Consider the following 17870-nt stretch of genomic DNA (forward strand, 5'->3'; position numbering starts at 1 on the left):
CCCGGAACACGGAAAGCGCCGCCGGCGTGAGCCGACGGCGCATCAGGGGTGAGGGGCGGGGAGTGCTAATGGGCGGCTTGCGCGGCGGCCCCGGAGGCCGCGTGGTCACGCACCGGCAGGTGGTACACGTGGAACGCCCGCCCGATGACCGGCTGGGCGACATTGCGCACCCGTACGCCGCCGCTCGTCATGCCGTGTTCCGTGCCGGCGTGCGCGTGCCCGTGCACCGCGAGATCGGCACCGGCCGTGTCGATCGCCTCGGCCAGCAGATAGCTGCCCAGGAACGGATGGATCTCCAGCGGCTCGCCGGCCAGTGTGTCGGCGACGGGGGAGTAGTGGGTGAGGGCGATCCGCGCGTCACAGCCCTCCTCGCCGAGCCGCTCCAGGGACGCCCGCAGACCGTCGGCACAGCGCCGCGAGTGCCTGACGAACTCCTTCATGACCGGCTCGCCGAACTCCCCGGCGCAGCGGCCGACGAACCCGCCGCCGAACCCCTTGGTCCCGGCCACGCCGATACGCGCTCCGCCGCACGACAGGACCGTCCCCCGGCCCTCGAGGACATGGGCGCCGGCGTCCCTGAGTACCGCCGTGACCTCCTCGGGCCTGTCGTCGTGATGGTCGTGGTTGCCGAGGACGGCGACCACCGGGACCCCGAGGCCCTGGATCTCGCGGGCCACCACCCGGGCTTCCTCAAGAGTGCCGTGCCGGGTGAGGTCCCCGGCCAGCAGCAGGAGGTCGGCGCACTCGGGCAGGGTCTCGAAGGCGGGGCGGAGCACACCCTGGCTGTCGGGCCCCATATGGATGTCTCCGACGGCTGCGACGCGGATCATGAGAGTTCCTCCGCACGGTCGGGGGAGGACGCCTCGGTGACCACGAGGTCGCTGTGCACGGGGATCCCGGCGAGTTCCTCGCGGGCGGTGCGCACGATCTCCTCGCGGCAGGGCGCCGAGGGCACGGTGCCGGTGAGCAGCACCGTCCGGCCGCGGGCCTCGACCCGTACGCCCAGTTCACCGAGTTCGCCGGAGGCGAGGCGGTCCTGGAGGTGGGCGATGCGGTAGTCCAGGTTCTGCGCCGGCGGCGCGCCGCCCGAGTCCTGGGAACCGTGGGTGCTCATGGGTGCTCCTTCAGATGACGTTCAGGCGCTCCAGCAGGAAGAAGAAGGCGGCGGGCATGGGCGCGTCCCCGCACTCGCGCCGCACCCGCTCCCAGTCGACCTTCTCCCGCAGAGCGCGCGCGATGGGCAGGGCGGCGCCGAAGTCGCAGTGGTGCTCGGAGAAGGCGGCGGCCAGGCTCCACAGCAGGTCGGTGGGGGCCAGCACGGGCATGCGCACCGAGTCGACCGAGATCTCCTCCGCGCGCTCCAGCATCTCCGCCCCGACCGGCCGGTCCGCCAGCTCGAAGATGATGTCCACCGGCTGGCCGAAACAGGTGGCCTTGATCAGCCAGTCCTCCGGCGGCGTGTAGACGACCAGCCCCGCGTCCCGGAGCGTGACCGCCACCGCCTCGGCGTCCTCGGGGCGGATGGCGAAGTCGACGTCGTGCTGGAGGTTCTTCTCGCCTCCGTGCGCGTACGCGGCCACGCTCCCGGCCAGCGCGAACAGATGCCCCTTCCGCTTCAGCAGGGAACCGACCTGCTTGGCCGCCTCCAGAATCGCCTGATTGCGGTCCAGGGGCAGTTCGTGCGGCGGCTCAGCGGCCTGCGGATCCTGGGGCGGCGCGGGCTCGGTCCGGTCCGGCGCCAGTCGGAGATCGGGGATCCCCGGCCGCCGGACGAGCGTCGCGTCATCACCGTTCTCCGCCATGACCACTCCATTCGCCGAACCGGACACTCCGCTCTGCCGCACCTGGCCCCGAGGGCCCGCGTGCCCGCTCTGAGTACCCAGCGCGCCCGTGCCGACACGGAAGGCTGCGACTCCCTGCTCCGGCCGAACAAGACAAGCGCTCACACCGCCGACGACGGAATATGGGGCGAGAACCTGGAAAACCGGTTGAAGCCGGATAAAACCCGCGCCTGTGGAGGTCGACATGACTCAGGAGACATCACGTTCGTCTGATCTTCCGCAGCCGTTGCGGGCCGTCGCCTCGGGACTCAGGCATCTGCCGGGCGCGGAACAGGTGGGCAAGGTGGCCGGAGGAGCCCTGGACAAGGTCGGCGCGGTGTCGCCGCGCGGGCGCCGGATGGCCGTCTACGCCGGTGCCGGTGTGCTCGGTGTGGCCGGAGTGGTGGAGTGGCCGGTCGCGTTGACCGGCGCCGCCGTCGCCTGGCTGACCCGGCCCAGGCCCGCAGGGAAACAGGACGGCGCGTCACCGAACGGCGGCACGCGGACCACCCGGACCGGTGAACGCCGCAAGGGCGCCGGCGCCCAGGACGGGCCGGACGACCAGGACACCTCCGCGTACGGGCCCGGCGGCAGACTCGCCGCCTCCCACTACCGGCACGACCGGACCGAACAGCACGTCCACGAACAGCCCGCCAAGGTGGGCGACACCGCCACCGCCTCCGCGCTGAAGCAGGTCGCCGAGGCCACCGCGCACCACGACGCGCACGGCGAGGAGCCGGACCGGGGACCCGCCCACCCGCGCGGACACGACAGCCGCTCAGCCGGCTGAGCCGGGACGGCGGCAGATGCTCACACGCTTCGACGTCGCCCCGCTCGTCGGGGCCGTGGCCGGGGCGGCCGCAGGGGCCGTCCGCGGCACCGCCCAGGGCGTGACGTCCGTCTACGACACCACGCGGCGCGTGCGCAACGTCGCGCGCAACGCCCTGACCGGTGGACAGCACTGGAAGGCCGGACAGCGCGTCCACCTCGCCCTGCGGCGCTCCGACGGCGAGGCCGGCACGCTCGCCCGCGAGTTGGCCGGGGAACTCCTCGACCACCCGGACGTCCTCACGGCGTACTGGGACGAGGGACTGTCCCGCATGGTGATCACCGTGGCCGAGGAGGCCGCCACCGACCGGGTCACCGAGCGGGCCACCGCACTCGCCACCCGCTTCGGCCTGGACGAGGGCGTCGACCCGAACACGCGGGACACCAGCCACCCCGGCGACCCCACCGAGGTACGCGTCAGCGCGGCGGCGATCCTGCTGGACGCCGCCGGCGCGGCAGGCGCCTTCGCGGGCCGGTCCTTGCGCCTGCCGCCCACCTCCCGCATCATCACCGCGGCCGTCACCCTGCTGCGCGAGAACCCCCGTTTCAGGGCCCTGCTCCGGGAGCGGTTCGGCACCTCCGGCATGGAACTCGTCCTGGCCGCCGCCAACGCCGCCGCACACAGCGCCGGCCAGACCCCGCTGGCGCTCGTGCTCGACGGCGCCCTGCGCGGTACCCAGCTGACGGAGGCCGTGGCCCGGGCAGCGGCCTTCGAGGCACTGCACGACGACATCGTCCACGAACGGCGCACCAGCCTGCCCTGCCCGCCGGACACGCGGCCGCCGCTCAAGGTGACGCCCGCCGCGGAGTACGCCTCCCACGCCAGCACCGGCAGCGTCGCCGGTGCCGCCGCCACCCTCCTCGTCACACACCGGGCGAGCGACGCGGCCGAAGCGGTCCTCGCCGGATCACCGAAAGCGGCCCGCTACGGACCGGCCGCCTTCGGCGCGACCCTCGGCACCTTCCTCGCCCACGCCGGCATCCTCCTGCGCAACGGCGAGCGCCTGCGCCAACTGGAGATCGCCGACGCCCTGGTCCTGCACGCCGACGCCCTGCGCAGCCGGCGGGAGGACACCGAGGACGGCCCCGACGGGCTGCCCGACGACCCGGTCCACCCCTTCGCCGAGGCCGTCCTGGACGCCGCTCGCAGGGCGGGACTGCACGTCGTGATCGCCGGCGGCTCCGACCTCAAGGACATCACCCGGCTCGCCGACGAGGTCGCCCCGGGCGCGAAACCGTTCGGAGACGTCGTCCGGGCCCTGCAGAAGGACGGCCACGTGGTGGTGACCGTCGCCCGCCTCACGGAGTCCGGCGACGGACACGTGGCGGCCGGACTGCCCGCCGGCGACGTGGCCATCGCCCTCACCGACGGACGGGCCGCCGTCTCCTGGGGCGTCGACGCGCTTGCCCCGGGAGGCCTCGCCGACGTCTGGCGGCTGCTCACGGCGATCCCCGCGGCTCGGCGCGTCGGACGCCGGTCCCAGACACTGGCCCGCGCGGGCGCCGCCCTGTCGGGGCTCCTGGTCGCCCGCGGCGGACAGCGCCTGGGCCGGCTCGGCATGTGGCCCCTGACCCGCCACGCCCCCGTCAACATCGCCGCCGCCAACGCCCTGCTCACCGGCTGGCTCGCGGGCATCCAAGTGGCCCGGGCCACCCCGCCCCCGCCACGACTGCACATCCCCTGGCACGCCCTGGAACCCCACGAGGCCCGCGACCGGCTGGGACGCGCCGGGCGCGACGGCGAGCCCCGCGGACTCGCCCTGCTCGCCGACCGCTCCCGGCAGCAGGCCGGCCGCCTGGTCCGCCACCCGGCCGTGACGCCCGCCCGCTGGACCTGGCAGGCGGCCGGCGCCGTACGCCGCGAACTCGACGATCCGCTCACCCCCGTCCTGGCCACGGGCGCCGTCGCCTCCGCGCTGCTCGGCTCCCTCGTCGACGCCATGCTCGTCGTGGGCGCCATGGACCTCAACGCCGTGACGGGCGGACTCCAGCGGATGCGCGCCGAACAGGCACTGGCCCGGCTCGCCGCCAGGCAGCAGCCCAAGGCCCGCAGACAGGACGGCCACCGGCGCACCGTCACCGTCGACGCCGCCCGGCTGCGCCCCGGCGACGAGATCAGCCTCGGCGCCGGCGACGTCGTACCCGCCGACGCCCGGCTGCTGGAGGTCGACGGTCTCGAGGTCGACGAGTCGGCGCTCACCGGCGAGTCCCTGCCCGTGTCCAAGGCCGTCGACGCCACCCCCGGACTGCCGGTGGCCCAGCGCGCCTGCATGGTGTTCGAGGGCACGACCGTCGTGGCCGGACGCGCCCTCGCGCTCGTCGTCGACACCGGCGAGCAGACCGAGGCGGGCCGCGCCGTCTCCCTCGCCGCCCGCACCCCGCCGCCCGCCGGCGTCCAGGCCCGGCTGCAGGAGCTGACCCGCAAGGCACTGCCGGTGACCTTCACGGGCGGCGCCGCCGTGACCGGACTGTCCCTGCTGCGCGGCAGCCCCGTCCGACGCGCCGTCAGCGGCGGTGTCGCCGTCGCTGTCGCCGCCGTACCGGAAGGACTCCCGCTCGTCGCCACGGTCGCGCAGATGGCGGCCGCCCGGCGGCTGTCCCGGCGAGGCGTCCTGGTCCGCACCCCGCGCACCCTGGAGGCGCTCGGGCGCGTCGACACCGTCTGCTTCGACAAGACCGGCACCCTCACCGAGAACAGACTGCGCCTGGTCCGCGTCGCCACCGCCGACGGCACCGTCCTGGAGACCGGCACCGAACAGGCCCTGCCGGTCCTGCGCCTGGCCGCGCGCGCCTGCCCGCAGGAGGAGACGGGACAGGGCCGCCGGGTCGCGCACGCCACCGACGAGGCCGTCCTCGACGTCGCCCCGCCCGACGAGGGCTGGACCCCGACCGGCGAGCTGCCCTTCGAGACACGGCGGGGCTACGCCGCGGCGATCGGCCGCGACGGCGACCCGGACTTCGGTGAACTCCTCGTCGTCAAGGGCGCCCCGGAGACGATCCTGCCCGCCTGCCGGAACCTGCCCGGCCACGCGAGCGACACCGCCCACGAACTGGCGGGCCAGGGACTGCGCGTCCTGGCCGTGGCCCGGCGCCCCTGCCGGGCCGACGACGCCGAACTCGACGCGCCGCTCGCGGACCTGGAGTTCAGCGGCTTCGTCGCCCTCGCCGACGTCCCGCGCGACACCTCGCACGCCCTGCTCGCGGAACTCCGCCGCTCCGGCATCCTGCCCGTCATGCTCACCGGCGACCACCCCGAGACCGCCCGCGCCATCGCCCTGCAACTGGGCTGGCCGGAGGAGACCGAGGCGGTGACCGGAGACGAACTCGTCGCCATGGGACGCCGCGAACGCGTCCGGGTCCTGCGCGGCGCGGGCGTCATCGCCCGGGTCGCACCCGAGCAGAAGCTGCACGTCGTCGAGGCCCTGCAACAGGCCGGACGGGTCGTGGCGATGGCCGGCGACGGCGCCAACGACGCCGCCGCGATCCGCGCCGCCGATGTCGGGGTCGGTGTCGAGTCCCGCGGCTCCGCGGCCGCCCGCAACGCCGCCGACCTCGTGCTCACCACCGGCGACCTGTCCGTCCTCGTCGACGCGGTCGCCGAGGGCCGTGCCCTGTGGCGCAGCGTCGCCGACGCGGTGAGCATCCTCATCGGCGGCAACGCCGGCGAGGTCGGCTTCAGCGTCCTCGGCACCCTGCTCGCGGGCGCCTCCCCCCTGTCGACACGTCAGCTCCTGCTGGTCAACCTGCTCACCGACATGTTCCCGGCCATGGCGGTGGCGGTCACGCCGAGCGACGACCCCTCGACGGCGGAGCACGCCGCGACCGGCCCGATGGGCCTCAACGTCCTCGGCGCCCCGCTGCTGCGCTCCATCCGGCGCCGGGGCATCACCACCTGCCTCGGTGCGGTCACGGCCTACCTCATCGGCCGCCTCACCCCGGGCACCGAACGCCGGTCCACCACCATGGCCCTGTGCGGCGTGGTCGGCGCCCAGCTCGTGCAGACCCTCTCCGGCCGCCGCCGCAGCCCGCTGGTGTGGGTGACGGCCCTCGGCTCGGCCGCCGTCCTCGCCGCCCTCGTCCAGACCCCCGGCGTCAGCCACTTCTTCGGCTGCACCCCGCTCGGCCCCGTGGCCTGGGCGGGCGTGGCCCTGGCCATCGCCCTCTCGGCCCTGGCCCCGCGCCTGGAACACCTCCGGGCCGTCCACCTGCTCTACGAGGCCGTGACCCGCCTCGCCCTGCGCCTGGGCGATCTGACCCAGCAGGCCCGCGAACTGCTGCAGAGCGGGATCGCCCGGCCTGTGGTGGCGTAGCGGGCGAGCACGCACGGCTGAGAGCGGCCGCCACCCTGGAACGTGGTGACGGCCGCCCTCTGTCGCAGGCTCAGACCGCGCCGCGCCAGGCGCCCGTCTCCGAACCGCGGGCCTCCATGAACTGCTTGAACCGCCGCAGGTCGCCCGAGACCTGCCGCTTGACGAACCCGAGCTTGTCGCCCACGGTCTCGGTCAGCCCCACGGGGTCGAACTCCAACTGCAGCATGACCTTGGTCGTGTCGTCCTGGATGCGGTGGAACGTCACCACCCCGGCCTGCCGGGCCTCTCCGCCCACCGTCGTCCAGGCGACGCGCTCGTCGGGAACCTGCTCGGTGATCTCCGCGTCGAACTCCCGCTCCTGGCCGCCGACCTTCGTCACCCAGTGCGTCAGCGTGTCGGTGCGCTGCTCGATGCGCTCCACGCCTTCCATGAACTGCGGAAAGTCCTCGAACTGGGTCCACTGGTTGTAGGCCGTGTGCACCGGGACGTGGACCTCGATGGATTCCTCTACCTGTGACAAGGCGGTACCTCCCTTTCTCTTACGGAGAGCGGGGGACGGGTACCGGATCTCGCGCCGGCCACTCCTGCTCTTCACGACTTGTAAGGTCGGATGCCGTGGCCACCTTGCTGATCGTCCATCACACGCCCTCGCCCAACTGCCAGGCGATGTTCGAAGCCGTCGTCTCCGGGGCGAGCGACCCCGAGATCGAGGACGTCCGGGTCGAACGCCTGCCGGCGCTGTCCGCCACCGCCTCCGACGTCCTCGCCGCCGACGGCTACCTCCTCGGCACCCCCGCCAACCTCGGCTACATGTCGGGCGCCCTCAAGCACTTCTTCGACCAGGTCTATTACCCGTGCCTGGACGCGACGCGCGGCCGCCCCTTCGGCTTCTACGTGCACGGCGGGAACGACGTGACCGGAGCGGTGCGCGGCATCGAGTCCATCACGACGGGCCTCGGCTGGCGTCGCACCGCCGAGGCCGTCACCGTGACCGGCGAGCCCGACAAGGGCGACATCGAGAGGTGCTGGGAACTGGGCGCCACGGTCGCCGCCGGACTCATGGGCTGACCGGCCCTAGCCGTCTTCGACGCGGCGCCGGTCCTCCTCGTCCCAGGCCCGGGTGTCGCGCGGCTGGGTGTACGGCTCGTCCTCGGGCGGATGCCCACCGGCGACGGCCCGCTGCCGTACCGTCTCCGCGTCGAACTCCAGGCCCAGCAGGATCGCCAGGTTCGTGATCCACAGCCACACCAGGAAGACGATGACACCGGCCATCGTGCCGTAGGTCTTGTTGTACGAGGCGAAGTTGGCCACGTACACGGCGAAGCCCGCCGACGCGGCCAGCCAGATCAGCAGGGCCAGCACACTGCCCGGAGTGATCCAGCGGAACCCCTTCACCTTGGCGTTCGGGGTCGCCCAGTAGAGGATCGCGATCATGATCGTGACCAGGACGACGAGCACGGGCCACTTCGCGATCGACCAGACCGTCAGCGCGGTGTCGCCGATCCCGAGCGTCGCTCCGGCCTCACGGGCGAACCCGCCGGTGAACACCACGATCAGCGCGCTGAACGTGGCCAGCACCATCAGCACGACCGTGACACCCACCCGCACCGGCAGCAGCTTCCACACCGGCCGCCCCTCGGGCATGTCGTAGACGGCGTTGGCGGCGCGGATGAACGCCCCCACATACCCGGAGGCCGACCACACCGCCAGGACGAGACCGACGATCGCCACCACCGAGCCGATGCCGGCGTTGCCCTGCAACTGCTCGACGGCCTGGGTGAGGATGTCCCGCACCGAGCCGGGCGCGAGCTGCTGGATGTTCTCGAGCACCTTGTCCGTGGTCGACTTCCCGGTGATGCCCAGCAGCGACACCAGGACCAGCAGCGCCGGGAACAGCGCCAGCACCGCGTAGTACGTCAGCGCCGCCGCCCGGTCCGTCAGCTCGTCCTTCTTGAACTCCCGCACGCTCCCCTTCAGCACCGCACCCCACGACGTCCGGGGCAGCTCACTCGGCGTGTCGGGCGCCGCACGCTCCACTTCGGGCCCCGGACCGGCCGTCCCGGACGCCGGCCGAGTGCTCTCCGACGGCTCCGCAGACGGGGTCTCCGTCGCGTCGTGTTCTTTTCGTCCAGGAATGTGCAGCTTCACCATGAGAGCCGGGTAACCCCGGCCCGGGCCCTTAAGCGGAACTCGGCCGGCCGTGCCGGAACGACGGAAGTGGCGCAATCGTGCGTTGCCGACCCGTGCCGCAGGGCGCAGCGTGGAAGTGCGGGAGCGCTCCCACGCCGTCCCGTCCTCCCCACGCACGGCACACCGCAAGCACCGCGACCCCCACATCCGAAAGAGGAGATCATGAATGGTCATGGTCATGCTTGTAATGAGCCCCATCCGGTCAGGTCCCGTACGCTCCGGTCCCGTCTGACGCTCGCCCTGAGCGTGCTGGTCGCCGCGCTGCTCAGCCTGATCCCCTGGAGCGGCACGGCCGTCGCCCACGGCTCGGTCGTCGACCCGGCATCCCGCAACTACGGCTGCTGGCTGCGCTGGGGCAACGACCATCTCAATCCCGCCATGGCCCAGCAGGACCCCATGTGCTGGCAGGCGTGGCGGAGCGACGCGAACGCCATGTGGAACTGGAACGGCCTGTACCGCAACGGCTCGGGCGGCAACTTCCAGGCCGTGATCCCCAACGGCCAGCTCTGCAGCGGCGGCCGTACCGAGGGCGGCCGGTACAACTCCCTCGACACGGTCGGCGCCTGGAAGACGACGGACATCGGCGCGAATTTCACCGTGAAGCTCTACGACCAGGCCAGCCACGGCGCCGACTACTTCCTGGTGTACGTCACACGGCAGGGCTTCAACCCCGCCACCCAGCCGCTGACCTGGAACGACCTCCGGCTCGTCACCCGCACCGGCAGGTACGGGCCCAGCCAGAACTACGAGATCCCCGTGAGCACTTCGGGACTGAGCGGCCGACACGTCGTCTACACGATCTGGCAGGCGTCGCACATGGACCAGACCTACTTCCTGTGCAGTGATGTGAACTTCCGCTGACCTGCCGCTTCGTGTGCAGTGCCCCGCCGGACGGGACGAGTCCGGCGGGGCACGGCTGTGAGGGCTTTCTGAGAGTTCTCGAAGAATTCTCGGGTCGGCTGAACGCTCCGGCGCCGGCGCACGTATGGGACGAGGGGATTTTCATGCCCGGAACGCCTCAAGCGCAGGAGAGCACCCTTGGCACGCAATACGCGAAGACGCCCTACAGGCCCACGGCGCGCGACCTTCGCCGCAGTCGCGCTGATGCTGGGCGGAGGCGGCCTGATGGCGGCCAACGTCTACGCCTCGGCCACGGACGGCGGTTCAGGCGGTGAGTCCGCCCAGACGCGGTCCGGTACGGGGGTGCGGACCGCCGGCACCACGATCGACTGCCCTGACGTCGGCAGCAAGCTGACCTCGGTCCCCGAGCAGGCGAGGGCGGAGGTCGACAAGGAACTCGCCCTCCTGGACGAGCAGATCGCCAAGGCCTACCAGCGGCTGAGCGAGTCGGCCCAGCAGATCCAGCAGGATTCCGGCTTCGCCGACAACGCGATCATGAACCCGCTGAAGGAGAAGCGCGGCGCGACCCTCGAGCGCATCGCCATCGCCATCGACCGGGTGGGAGACCGCCCCGAGGGACTCGACGCCCTCGCGGCCTGCACCGTCCGGGACTCCGGCAACCAGGCTCCCGAGCAGGGCGAGGGCCAGGACGCCGGCGACGGCGGCGGCGAGGAGCAGCCCGGCCAGGAGCAGGGGAACGGCCAGGGCCAGGGTCAGGGCAACAACGGCGGGCAGGCGGGCAACGGCCCGGTCGCCGCCGACTTCGCGGACATCACCGGCGTCCAGCCCAATGTGAACAGCCCCCGCCAGAAGGGCAACGCCTCCCGAGGCACCTTCGCCACCAGTTGCGGTGTGAACGAGAACGGCCTGTTCAACTCCGACAACATCATCGCCGCCCCGGGTGTCACCAACGGCGCCCACCACTTCCACGACTACGTCGGCAACCAGGCCAACAACGCCTTCGCCAGCGACCAGGACCTCGCGGACGCCGAGACCAGCTGCGACGACCAGGGCGACAAGTCCTCCTACTACTGGCCCGTCCTGCGCGTGCAGAACGGCACCCAGGAGCAGGACGCGGGCTCGCCCGGCGGCGGCATCGAGGGCAACGCCGGCGCGATCGTCACGCCCAAGCAGGTCACCCTCGACTTCGTGGGCAACCCGCGCGACAAGGTCACGGCCATGCCGCGGCTGCTGCGCATCATCACCGGCGACGCCAAGTCGTTCGTCAACGGCCCGGCCAACGCCAACGCCTCCTGGAGCTGCACCGGCTTCGAGGACCGGCAGCTCAAGGACAAGTACCCGCTGTGCCCGAAGGGCAGCGACGTGGTGCGCTCCTTCAAGTTCCAGAGCTGCTGGGACGGCCGCAACATCGACAGCGCCAACCACCGCACCCACGTGGCGTTCGCCGACGCCTCCGGCGCGTGCCCGTCCGGTTTCCGGGCGATTCCGCAGCTGGTCCAGCGCATCGTCTACGACGTCGACGCGCCGAGCCTGAAGGACGGCGGCCGTACGACACCGCTGTTCGCGGTGGACTCCTTCCCCGAGCAGCTGCACAAGCCGGTCACCGACCACGGCGACTTCATCAACGTCTTCGACGAGGACCTGATGGGGGAGATGGTCGACTGCATCAACGACGGCCGGAAGTGCGGAGCCGGGGCGGGAGCCGAGCCCGGCGACAAGCCGACCGAGAAGCCCACCGAGAAGCCGACCGAGAAGCCGAGCGAGGCCCCCGGGGCGGGGGAGGAGCCGACCGAGGAGCCGACGAAGACCCCCGAGGCCCCGCAGGAGCAGCCCACCCGCACCCCGGACGCCCCGAAGGACGGCAACGCCGGTGGCAAGCCCGGCGACACGGGCAACGACGGAAAGGGCGGCAAGGACGGGGAGGGCGAGGCTTCCGAGCCACCGGCGACGAACAAGCCCGCTCCCGAGCCGGAGCCGAGCGACCCGCCCGCCGACGAGGCCGAGGTGTACGCGACGCCTTCGGCGAAGTCCGGTGAGCAGGACGGTTCGAAGGACGACACCGGCGAGGACTCGGACGGCCTCGGCCAGTCCCAGGCCGTCGGCGAGGCGACCAGCGCCGCCGTGACCCCGGCGGCCCCGCCCCAGACCGAACCCCAGGCGGTCGGCAGCGGCAGCCTGGCCGAGACCGGCGCCCAAATGTGGCCGGCCGCGGCGGGCGCCGTACTCCTCATCACGGGCTTCGTGGTCCTCCGCCGCGCCAGGCGCACCTGATACGACGACGCCCTGACGTGCCCCGGTGAACGGCGGTGGGATCCCTCCTCGGATCCCGCCGCCGTTCCGCTTCCGGGGCCCGGCACCCTTCGGCGCGCCCCGAAGTGCTCACCCTCTACCGTGACCCCATGAACAGCACCTGGAACGCCGGACGCGGCGTCGGCGGCGGAGTCAGGGCGTGACGCCCTGGGAGATGGCGGCCGTGTTCGCGGCCGGTACGGGCGCCGGTGCCGTCAACGCCGTCGTCGGCTCGGGAACGCTGATCACCTTCCCTGTGCTGCTCGCCACCGGACTGCCTCCGGTCACGGCGACCGTCTCCAACGGCCTCGGGCTGGTGCCCGGCTCGATCAGCGCGGTCATCGGCTACCGCGAGGAACTCCGCGGTCAGCGTCGGCGCGTCCTTCTGCTCGGCATCGGTGCCGTGCTGGGCGGCCTCGCGGGCGCGGTGCTGCTGCTGACGCTGCCCGCCGCGGCCTTCGAGCGGATCGTGCCGGTCCTGGTGGGCCTCGCCCTCGTCCTGGTCGCCTGCCAGCCCCTCATCGCCCGGCGCGTGCGCCGCCGCCGTCGCCGTACCGGCGCCCGTACCCGTCCCGACGGCGGTCCGCTGCTGTTCACGGGGCTGACGCTCGCCAGCGTCTACGGCGGCTACTTCTCGGCAGCGCAGGGCATCATCTACGTCTCCCTGATGGGCATGCTGCTCGACGAGACGCTCCAGCGGCTCAACGCCGTGAAGAACGTGCTCGCGGCCGTCGTCAGCACCGTCGCCGCCCTGCTCTTCCTCTTCTTCGCGGAGTTCGACTGGACGGCCGTCGTCCTCATCGCCGCCGGATCCGCGCTGGGCGGCCTGATCGGAGCCAGGACGGGCCGCCGCTTCAGCCCCGCCGTCCTGCGGACCCTGATCGTGTCGGTCGGCACCGTCGCCCTCGTCCACCTGGTGCTGCACTGAGCCCGGCGGGCTACTTCGCCGGACGGCCGCCCGCCCCCGCCCCGGCCGATTCCCCCTCGGCGTCGATGTGCGGCATCACCCGGTCCAGCCAGCGCGGCGTCCACCAGGCATGCCGCCCGAGCAGCGTCATCACGGCAGGCACCATCAGCAGCCGTACCACGGAGGCGTCGATGAGCACACTGACGGCCAGCCCCAGGCCGAGCATCTTGACCACGATGTTGTCGCTGATGATGAACGCCGCGAACACACTCACCATGATCAGCGCGGCACTCGTGATGACCCGGGCCGTGATCTCCAGGGCGTGCGCCACCGACGCCCTGGCGTCCCCGGTGCGCAGCCATGCCTCGTGGACGCGGGACAGCAGGAAGATCTCGTAGTCCATGCTCAGTCCGAAGATGATGGCGAACATCATCATCGGCACATAGCTCTCGATGGGCACCTTGCCGTGCACGCCGAGCGCGGGCCCGCCCCAGCCCCACTGGAACACCGCGACGACCACGCCGTAGGACGCGGCGATCGACAGCACGTTCAGGACGGCCGCCTTGACGGCGACGAGCAGCCCCCGGAACACCGCCAGGATGATCAGGAACGCCAGGCCCACCACGACCGCGATGATCACGGGCAGCTGGGAGGCGACGATGTCACGGAAGTCGACCTGGGTCGCCGTCGTGCCGGTGACGTACCCCTTGGCGTCCGTCCCCTGGACGACATCCGGCAGCGTGTCGTCGACGAGACGGTTGGTCAGGTCCGTGGTCGCGGCGTTCTGCGGGGACACGGTCGAGTAGACGGTGCCGACCAGGACGTCTCCGTCCTGGGTGGGCGTCAGGGGGGTGACGGCGGCGGCCCCTTCGACCGAGTCGAGCGTCGTTCGGGCCCGCGAGGCCAGATCGTCGCGCTGTGAGTCCGGTACGTCGCTCTGGTCGATGACGACGGTGAGCGGACCGTTGGACCCGGCCCCGAACGCGTCGGTCATCAGGTCGAACGCCCGCCGGTCGGTGAAGGAGGTCGGGTCGGCGCCGTCGCCGATGTGACCGAGCTGGATGGAGAACAACGGGATCGCGAGCACCGCGATCACGGCGACGCCCCCCGACAGGAACGACAGCGGCCTGCGCTCCACCCGCTGCGCGTACCGGTGCCAGGTGCCCTGCGGCGTCTCACCGGCCTCGGCGTCGGTCTCGGCGACGGGGCGGCGCACGTGGTAGCGGTCGATGTGCCGGCCGATGAGCCCGAGCAGGGCGGGGACCAGCGTGAGCGCGCCGACGACGGCCGAGACGACGGTGACGGCGGCGGCGAGACCGAGCAGGGAGATGAAGGAGACCCCGGACGCGGACAGGCCGGCCAGCGCGATGATCACCGTGCAGCCGGAGACGAGGACGGCGTGGCCGCTGGTGCTCGCGGCCTGCCCGGCGGCCCGCACCGGGTCCATGCCGTCGATGAGGTTCTGCCGGTGCCGGGTGATCATGAACAGCGCGTAGTCGATACCGACACCGAGGCCGATCATGGTGGCGAGGGTCGGTGACACGGTCGCGAAGGTGAACGCGGCGGCCAGCAGCCCGAGGATGGCGAGGCCTCCGACGACGCTGATCAGCGCGGTGAGCAGCGGAATACCGGCGGCGATCACACTGCCGAAGCCGACCAGCAGCACGACGATGGCGACACCGAACCCGATCAGCTCGCTCACCCGGTCGTCGGCGGGAGGCCTCGCGAGTTCGCCGAGCGGCCCGCCGTACTCGACCTCCGCCCCCGCCGAACGCAGCGGCTGTACGGCGGTGTCGACACCGTTCAGATACCCGGCGCCGAGGGTCGAGGGCTGCACATTGAAACGGACCGTGATGTACGCCGACTTCTTGTCGTCCGAGAGCGGCCCGACATTCGGCTGCCCCGAGGGCGTGGCCGGGGCCGACAGCGGGTTCTGGGCCGACAGGACATGCGGGAGCTTCTCCAGGTCGGCGACCGTGGTGGACATCTGCGAGCTCAGCGCGGTCAGGTCCTGGCTGTCGTCGTGCAGCACGATCTGGCTGCTGTAGCCGCCGGCCTGCGGATCGTGCTCCTTCAGCACGTCCAGGCCCTTCTGCGCCTGGGCCTGGGGCAGGGAGAAGTTGTCGGAGTACTCACCCCCGGCCACATGGTTGACGACCTGGAGCGCCACCAGCGCCACGAGCCAGGCGCCGATGACGATCCCGAAGTGGCGTGCGCACCACTCGCCCAGCCGCCGCAGCCGACCGGCCCGCGCGGCTTTCTCGTCCCCTTCACCGGTGCGGGAGTGCGGCATCTATGTGGCTCCTGTGTCGGCTGAGACATTGGGTGCCGTCCATTAGATGCGCGGGGGATCACTCCGGCATTTCCGGCGCGCGGGCACCCTGCCACTCCGGGCGGGCGTTCCCCCGAAAGGTCGTCGCCGGGTCGGCGCGCCGGGCCCGCCCGCCGAGGTACCGGCGCGCCGCTGCCGGATCCAGCGCCCCGGACCCCAGGGCGACACCGAGGCCGACCAGCGCGCTGCCCGCCGCCTGCGCCGGGCCGTAGGAGCCCGTGCCGACCAGCGGTGCGGTCGCGGCCGCGGCGACCGGGATGAGGCCGGAGAACAGGGTGGCGCGTTCCGCGCCGATCCGCCGCATGCCCATGTACCAGCACACGAACCCGACCACGGTGACCACCACCGCCTGCCACAGCAGCGCGGCGGCCTCGGCGCCGTCCGGACGCCGCAGCCACCCGGCCCCGTCGGCCGGCACCCCGACCGCCGCCGACTCCAGCGCGGCGACCGCGCACACCGTGGCCGACAGCAGCCGGGGCCCGAGCGGCCGCAGCACGGGTACGGCGAGCACGGCGAAACCCACCTCTCCCGCCAGGGCACACGCGGAGAAGGCGAGGCCCGCGCCGTCGGTGCGCCCCCAGCCCTGGACCGCGCAGGCGCCGGCCGCCACCAGCAACGCCCCGCACAGGACCGCCCGGCTGGGCCGGCGCCCGTCCAGGAGCGGCACCAGCACGGCGACGACCACCGGCGCGCAGCCCACGAACACACCGGGCACCGCGGGTTCCGCCGTGCGCTCCGCGGCGAGGACGGCCAGGTTGAAGCCGACCATGCCGATGGCGGCGAGCAGGACGAGACGCAGCCACTGACGTGCCGTCAGCGCTCTCAGACGGGCCGTCGAGCCCTTCCCGGCCAGAGGCAGGAGCAGCAGAAAGGCCAGCCCGTAGCGCAGGAACTGGCCGCCCGCGTACGGGTACGCGCCCAGCACGCTGTTGGCCGTGAAGGACGCCCCGACGAGGACACAGGCGAACGCGGCGAGCAGGGCTCCCCGCGTGGTGGTGACGTTCATACCGGCGACGCTAGGCAGCGCGGCGGCCCGGCTCGAGGTCCACTCCCGTGCCGGAATCATGGACCAATCCGCCCCGGGCCGCCGCCCGTCGGTCAGCCGATGTGGTAGCTGTCGCCGTAGACCTTCCAGTCCAGCGGCGGGTCGAGGTCGAGGTTCCGTTTGCGCAGGAAGACCCGCTGCGCGGTGTCGACCCGGCTCGTGTCGCTGTGCGCCTCCTCCTGCTTCATCGCCCACACCCGCGCGTCCAGGAAGGCGTCGAGATATGTCACCTCGTCACCGCCCGACGCCGGAGGCTCAGCCGTGCGCAGCGCACGCCTGCGGATGTTGCGGAAGCTCAGCGGGTCGTCGCCGTCGCCGTGCATGACGATGGCGTCGTAGTACGCGAACTGGCCCAGCACCCGCAGCCCGTCCGCCTTGCCCTGCCGGACCGCCGGGCCGAAGTACACCCGGTCGCGCTCGTCGTCCTGCGCCCTCCGGAACGCGGCGTCACGGGCCGCCCGGCGCCAGTCGCCGGGGAAACCCGGGTCGAGCCCGTCGTGCGAGTCGCAACCGTCGACCCGACGCAGCGCCGGCAGATACTTCGCGAGGACGTTGCCGGGCTCGCGGTCGGTATAGAGCTCGACGAGGTCGAGCATGTCGCCGGTGCCGGAGCAGAACCCGATGATGCCGGCGGTGTAGCCACGCCCGTCGCGGATGTCCTCGATGTACTGGTACTGCGCCTTCCAGTCGAGCGAGGAGTTCTCCGCACTCGACACGAGCTGCATGGCGATCTCCTTCTTCGCCGGGTCGTCGAGCCCGATCGCCCGGGCGGAAGCCATGGCGTGCGGCGGCTTCAGGAACGGGGCGGCGGCGAGGGCGGCGCCGAACAACGCCAGGGCGGTGCGGCGCGGGGTCGGGTGTCTCACGGGGCCTCCAGGCGGAGTGGGGGGTGGGAGAGCTGGCCGTGCAGAACTGACAGGAAGGTTTCCTATCACTTTCCGCGGATGCCGGGAACCGCAAGAGGTGAAGTTCGTAGGGTCGAACAAGTTGGCTGGCCCGTCACGGAAACCAACCGGGAACCAACAGCGCGTCCCGCACGTCAACTCATTGTCCAGGGAGGCCGGATCGGCCTCGGAAGGCGGCGAGAGAGGGGAATCGCGGTGGACGACGCGACGTCGCAGCAGGGGAGCGAGACGGAGGCAGCGGCACGCCGGGCCCGCTTCGGCGCACTGCCGGAGCCGGTGCGCGTGGAAGACATGGTCGAGGAACGAGCCGTGGGCGTCCCCGACCCCGCGCGCACCGCCTACAACCAGGACGAGTGGATGGTGCGCTACTGCCTGTGACCCGA

15 protein-coding genes are annotated in these 17870 nt (G+C 72.4%); 7 read left to right on the forward strand and 8 right to left on the reverse strand.

From position 1 onward, the window contains the following. Positions 1 to 65 precede the first annotated feature (65 nt). From NNW99_RS38385 to NNW99_RS38395, 3 genes are read right to left on the reverse strand one after another with little or no spacing between them, the layout of a single operon-like run. Positions 66 to 830: a metallophosphoesterase gene (locus NNW99_RS38385; protein ID WP_215124022.1), complete on the reverse strand. Its 765-nt coding sequence runs from the start codon at positions 828 to 830 to the stop codon at positions 66 to 68. Next, positions 827 to 1114, reverse strand: a complete 288-nt coding sequence (locus tag NNW99_RS38390; protein ID WP_215124023.1) for a BON domain-containing protein — start codon at positions 1112 to 1114, stop codon at positions 827 to 829. Before NNW99_RS38390 ends, NNW99_RS38385 begins: the two co-directional genes overlap by 4 nt. Positions 1115 to 1124: 10 nt before the next feature. After that, positions 1125 to 1802: a nucleotidyltransferase family protein gene (locus tag NNW99_RS38395; protein WP_215124024.1), complete on the reverse strand. Its 678-nt coding sequence runs from the start codon at positions 1800 to 1802 to the stop codon at positions 1125 to 1127. A 223-nt stretch (positions 1803 to 2025) separates the two neighbouring features. Between NNW99_RS38395 and NNW99_RS38400 the strand changes: the two genes are divergently transcribed. Both NNW99_RS38400 and NNW99_RS38405 read left to right on the forward strand, forming a co-directional pair. Continuing rightward, on the forward strand, positions 2026 to 2610 hold the full coding sequence (locus NNW99_RS38400; RefSeq protein WP_215124025.1) for a hypothetical protein: 585 nt from the start codon (positions 2026 to 2028) through the stop codon (positions 2608 to 2610). 16 nt (positions 2611 to 2626) lie between these two features. Then, the gene (locus tag NNW99_RS38405; protein WP_215124026.1) at positions 2627 to 6958 is read left to right on the forward strand and encodes a cation-translocating P-type ATPase; all 4332 of its coding nucleotides are present in this window, start codon (positions 2627 to 2629) and stop codon (positions 6956 to 6958) included. 70 nt (positions 6959 to 7028) lie between these two features. Here NNW99_RS38405 and NNW99_RS38410 read toward each other — a convergent pair whose 3' ends face one another. Then, positions 7029 to 7478, reverse strand: a complete 450-nt coding sequence (locus tag NNW99_RS38410; RefSeq protein WP_215124027.1) for an SRPBCC family protein — start codon at positions 7476 to 7478, stop codon at positions 7029 to 7031. Between the two features lie 95 nt (positions 7479 to 7573). Between NNW99_RS38410 and NNW99_RS38415 the strand changes: the two genes are divergently transcribed. Further along, positions 7574 to 8026, forward strand: a complete 453-nt coding sequence (locus NNW99_RS38415; RefSeq protein WP_215124028.1) for a flavodoxin family protein — start codon at positions 7574 to 7576, stop codon at positions 8024 to 8026. A 6-nt stretch (positions 8027 to 8032) separates the two neighbouring features. Here NNW99_RS38415 and NNW99_RS38420 read toward each other — a convergent pair whose 3' ends face one another. Next, on the reverse strand, positions 8033 to 9109 hold the full coding sequence (locus NNW99_RS38420; RefSeq protein ID WP_251058050.1) for a YihY/virulence factor BrkB family protein: 1077 nt from the start codon (positions 9107 to 9109) through the stop codon (positions 8033 to 8035). A 201-nt stretch (positions 9110 to 9310) separates the two neighbouring features. Here NNW99_RS38420 and NNW99_RS38425 point away from each other — a divergent pair, with 201 nt between their 5' ends. The 3 genes from NNW99_RS38425 to NNW99_RS38435 all read left to right on the forward strand — a co-directional run bounded on the left by NNW99_RS38425 (position 9311) and on the right by NNW99_RS38435 (position 13226). Then, positions 9311 to 10009: a lytic polysaccharide monooxygenase gene (locus NNW99_RS38425; RefSeq protein WP_215124029.1), complete on the forward strand. Its 699-nt coding sequence runs from the start codon at positions 9311 to 9313 to the stop codon at positions 10007 to 10009. A gap of 264 nt (positions 10010 to 10273) precedes the next feature. Next, positions 10274 to 12280: a DUF1996 domain-containing protein gene (locus tag NNW99_RS38430; RefSeq protein WP_215124610.1), complete on the forward strand. Its 2007-nt coding sequence runs from the start codon at positions 10274 to 10276 to the stop codon at positions 12278 to 12280. A 178-nt stretch (positions 12281 to 12458) separates the two neighbouring features. Further along, entirely contained in the window at positions 12459 to 13226 is a 768-nt protein-coding gene (locus NNW99_RS38435; RefSeq protein ID WP_215124030.1) for a sulfite exporter TauE/SafE family protein, read from the forward strand. A 10-nt stretch (positions 13227 to 13236) separates the two neighbouring features. On the opposite strand, the gene NNW99_RS38440 is transcribed toward NNW99_RS38435, so the two are convergent. The 3 genes from NNW99_RS38440 to NNW99_RS38450 form a co-directional block, all read right to left on the reverse strand. Beyond that, complete coding sequence (locus tag NNW99_RS38440) at positions 13237 to 15498, reverse strand: MMPL family transporter (RefSeq protein ID WP_215124031.1); 2262 nt, start codon at positions 15496 to 15498, stop codon at positions 13237 to 13239. 58 nt (positions 15499 to 15556) lie between these two features. Further along, on the reverse strand, positions 15557 to 16543 hold the full coding sequence (locus tag NNW99_RS38445) for a DMT family transporter (RefSeq protein WP_215124032.1): 987 nt from the start codon (positions 16541 to 16543) through the stop codon (positions 15557 to 15559). A 92-nt stretch (positions 16544 to 16635) separates the two neighbouring features. After that, positions 16636 to 17448, reverse strand: a complete 813-nt coding sequence (locus NNW99_RS38450; RefSeq protein ID WP_215124033.1) for a chitosanase — start codon at positions 17446 to 17448, stop codon at positions 16636 to 16638. 234 nt (positions 17449 to 17682) lie between these two features. On the opposite strand from NNW99_RS38450, the gene NNW99_RS38455 reads away from it, so the two are divergent. Then, the gene (locus tag NNW99_RS38455) at positions 17683 to 17865 is read left to right on the forward strand and encodes a hypothetical protein (protein WP_215124034.1); all 183 of its coding nucleotides are present in this window, start codon (positions 17683 to 17685) and stop codon (positions 17863 to 17865) included. The last annotated feature ends 5 nt before the right edge of the window (positions 17866 to 17870 follow it).

This window comes from Streptomyces sp. CRCS-T-1 (assembly GCF_024442335.1).
GTDB lineage: Bacteria > Actinomycetota > Actinomycetes > Streptomycetales > Streptomycetaceae > Streptomyces > Streptomyces koelreuteriae.

Coding starts and splice junctions, on each gene's coding strand:
- NNW99_RS38420 (WP_251058050.1), bottom strand. CDS start 9,109: ATGGTGAAGCTGCACATTCCTGGACGAAAAGAACACGACGCGACGGAG.
- NNW99_RS38395 (WP_215124024.1), bottom strand. CDS start 1,802: ATGGCGGAGAACGGTGATGACGCGACGCTCGTCCGGCGGCCGGGGATC.
- NNW99_RS38385 (WP_215124022.1), bottom strand. CDS start 830: ATGATCCGCGTCGCAGCCGTCGGAGACATCCATATGGGGCCCGACAGC.
- NNW99_RS38390 (WP_215124023.1), bottom strand. CDS start 1,114: ATGAGCACCCACGGTTCCCAGGACTCGGGCGGCGCGCCGCCGGCGCAG.
- NNW99_RS38440 (WP_215124031.1), bottom strand. CDS start 15,498: ATGCCGCACTCCCGCACCGGTGAAGGGGACGAGAAAGCCGCGCGGGCC.
- NNW99_RS38425 (WP_215124029.1), top strand. CDS start 9,311: ATGAATGGTCATGGTCATGCTTGTAATGAGCCCCATCCGGTCAGGTCC.
- NNW99_RS38405 (WP_215124026.1), top strand. CDS start 2,627: ATGCTCACACGCTTCGACGTCGCCCCGCTCGTCGGGGCCGTGGCCGGG.
- NNW99_RS38430 (WP_215124610.1), top strand. CDS start 10,274: ATGGCGGCCAACGTCTACGCCTCGGCCACGGACGGCGGTTCAGGCGGT.
- NNW99_RS38445 (WP_215124032.1), bottom strand. CDS start 16,543: ATGAACGTCACCACCACGCGGGGAGCCCTGCTCGCCGCGTTCGCCTGT.
- NNW99_RS38400 (WP_215124025.1), top strand. CDS start 2,026: ATGACTCAGGAGACATCACGTTCGTCTGATCTTCCGCAGCCGTTGCGG.